We start from the raw sequence: 2,896 nt of genomic DNA, 5'->3' as shown, positions 1-2,896 counted from the left end.
CCAGACTAAAGAGGAGTTTTTTGAAATCAATCACAAAGACTATCTGACGTTACAGTCAGTTTGTAAGCAAAGGAATATCAAAATTCAAATTAAGTAGCCTTAGTTACACCTGACTCGTCGTCTCTCGGAAAATCTTGTAATTAGTTACTATTATTAAAGAACTAAGCCTGACGTCATAGGGAATAGGAAAGTATAAACCACAAAACGAAAGTATCAAAATAAAGTTTTCCTCTTAATAAGTCGAATCAAGTAATACTGTAATTTGGAACAAGAATGGTTGATTATCAAAAAACGGTGGAATAAAGAGACACCAGCTTCCTAATTACCAAAAAAGGAGGGTTCGTTAATATTGGGTATGAGGATATTATTGTCGTCAGCTCAAATCATTTAGCTTTAGGGAATATTTCTCCACTAGTTGCCCTTCCTAAAAAGTTAATCGTTATGTATTACTAGGTTGGTATTCAAAAATATCGCCAGGCTGGCAATCTAAAGCTTTGCAAATAGCATCTAACGTACTTAAACGAACCGCTTTTATCTTACCTTGCTTAAATATTGATAAATTGGATAATGTTATATTCGTTAGTTCAGAAAGTCTGTTTAAAGACATCTTTCTTTTCGCCATCATGACGTCTAGGTTTATTATAATACTCATACGGTTAGCTTGTTCTCTTCTTCTAAATCCACGCCTATTTTAAAAATCTCTATAATCATTAGAAGTAATAAACCTGTAATTAGAAACCCAATACTCAACGATGGCAAAAGCTTAAGGAATGGGCCTAGCCTTAAATTACTGAAAAGTATCTGGTTGACGATCAAAGATAAGATGTATCGAATAATAGGGGCTAATATAATGACGATTGCAATTACTCTCAGGCGTTTAATATTGATTGTAGTAAAATGTTGATTGTGTTTAAAGTTTTCAAAAATTCCTTTCAACTGGTAAGTAACCGCAAGTATAACACTGAAGATTAGTATGTATATAAAAGCCATAAACGATACGTTCTCTAAACTTGATTGGACATGAAAATTCATTACACCTGAATAGCTATCTAGCCTGGCATTTTCAAAAGTATCATTCAACGTTTTAATTTGTCGCACGTTGTATTGTGAGAAGTCAACCGGAAGCATTACTACAAACTGCTTTCTTATAATTGCGGAAGTCAGGAAGGTTCCTATAAATGTGATAAATCCTAAAATTTCTAAATACCAGAATGCATTAATTAAATAGGATACCCTAGTAAGCTTTAATTTTGCCTTGTCCATGATCTTTAATTTGATTTAACAAGTTTAATAAATATTTATTGATATTCAATAAATATTTATTAAACTTATTTTTTACACATGCCGTTGTGACAACTTTACATTCATCTAAATGCAGATACCCATGCCTAGGTAGACCGTGAATTAAAATAGTTTGTGAAGTAGACAAAAAAAGCTAAGATTGATCTTTTTACCGTAATGGTACTGAACAAGGACAATTAGCTTCCGCTATATCAAATAAAGAGGGAATTTTGGAATGTGAAAACAACATTCGCACCTTAATTCATTTGGCCCAAAAGACTCATCTTAGTATAAGCTAATAAGCTGAAAATTATTTTATCTTAGAGAAATTGGATTAGCTAATAGATATGAGAATAAAAGAAAATAAAAGGTCAATAAATTGGCCTATTGTTCATAGTGTTTTAGCAGTAATCCCACCGTTAGGAATTTTTATGATCTTGACTTACGGGTATAAAACTGCTAATTTTAGCACTATATCTATATCATGGTTATTGTTGGGAATTGTAAATTCCATAGTAATCTGTATACAGATTTACAAACTGCTATGATCTGTATATAGTTCTGGCAGCATCGGATAGGGCTTGTTCTTCCTAAATTAACTACAATACTGAAACTAGTCTTGTTAAATTGACGATCTAATCGGGGTAGGTTACAGCCCCAAACGTTAGACTGCTAAAGACTATACACACACACAATGATAAGGACTTTAATATTCATGGGATTTATAACGACAGTCTTAAACTTTTTTGGTTGTGCTGCACAGACAATGAAAGATGGTGAAAAAGTTTCAAACGAAACCAAAGAACAACTCATGAGATCAATCGAATCGTTTAAGAACAGACCAATTTACAAGGAATTGACAGAACAAATAATTGATACTACTTCGGACGATAAATTATTGCAATTAATTTTTGACAACTTATCGGAAATACAATCGACAGATCCTGCAAAGGAATATGAAACTGTAATGGGCTGGAACAAATCGAGACAAGCAATTTACATGATATGGGGATTGGAAGGACAAGTAAACAATGGGGGTTACAATCAATTCTACTTTAATTCAACTGGACAGTTTTACAAACATCTTCCAAACGCTTTAAAACTTGTTGGAGCTAACAAATTTGCTGACTTAACTAAACGAGCTAATGGCATCTTTGAAAAAGAGAACTCCAAAATAACACAACATCAAGACGGGACAATGGAAGGTTTCAGTAAGTCATACGATGACAATCCACTAAACAAGTTTGATGATGAATTCTATGTCCTTTATAAAAACGAAGATTTGCAAAAAATCCAGGTGAACTTTATCAGAAAACACAAAATCGAATTTATCGACAAATGACATCAAAAAATAAAGGCTGAACTGCTATCAGGTGTTTAGAATATAAGAGATCAGTGGCCAAATTAAGTCATAGAGAAGAAGTTGACCAAAAATCTTTGCTTACCAAGACAATTGAAACACATGGACATTCAATACATAAGACAGATTTTCACTGTATAGGCAAAGGGTAACCTAAGATAACGGTAAATTTTTGATAGTACTAGCGGTCATTTATCAATTAACGAGGGAATATTGATAGACTATATTATAGGTTATATCGTAAGCTCGCACTAC

General features: G+C 32.8%; 3 protein-coding genes. 1 reads left to right on the top strand and 2 read right to left on the bottom strand.

The features are described from left to right. Positions 1–439 precede the first annotated feature (439 nt). Positions 440–652 carry a helix-turn-helix domain-containing protein gene (locus ADIARSV_RS12520; RefSeq protein ID WP_040299994.1) on the bottom strand — a complete coding sequence of 71 codons (213 nt, stop codon included), beginning with the start codon at positions 650–652 and terminating at the stop codon, positions 440–442. Beyond that, positions 649–1,263 (bottom strand): DUF2975 domain-containing protein, encoded by a 615-nt coding sequence (locus tag ADIARSV_RS12515; protein ID WP_016195913.1) that lies wholly within the window; start codon positions 1,261–1,263, stop codon positions 649–651. Before ADIARSV_RS12515 ends, ADIARSV_RS12520 begins: the two co-directional genes overlap by 4 nt. Positions 1,264–1,996: 733 nt before the next feature. On the opposite strand from ADIARSV_RS12515, the gene ADIARSV_RS12510 reads away from it, so the two are divergent. Then, complete coding sequence (locus tag ADIARSV_RS12510; RefSeq protein WP_016195912.1) at positions 1,997–2,623, top strand: DMP19 family protein; 627 nt, start codon at positions 1,997–1,999, stop codon at positions 2,621–2,623. Positions 2,624–2,896: the final 273 nt, after the last annotated feature.

Origin of the sequence: Arcticibacter svalbardensis MN12-7 (assembly GCF_000403135.1) — a bacterium.
Taxonomy (GTDB): Bacteria; Bacteroidota; Bacteroidia; order Sphingobacteriales; family Sphingobacteriaceae; genus Arcticibacter; species Arcticibacter svalbardensis.
Note: the sequence above shows the minus strand (reverse complement) of the source record. Positions and strands in the feature narration are given on the sequence as shown.

Coding starts and splice junctions, on each gene's coding strand:
- ADIARSV_RS12520 (WP_040299994.1), bottom strand. CDS start 652: ATGAGTATTATAATAAACCTAGACGTCATGATGGCGAAAAGAAAGATG.
- ADIARSV_RS12515 (WP_016195913.1), bottom strand. CDS start 1,263: ATGGACAAGGCAAAATTAAAGCTTACTAGGGTATCCTATTTAATTAAT.
- ADIARSV_RS12510 (WP_016195912.1), top strand. CDS start 1,997: ATGGGATTTATAACGACAGTCTTAAACTTTTTTGGTTGTGCTGCACAG.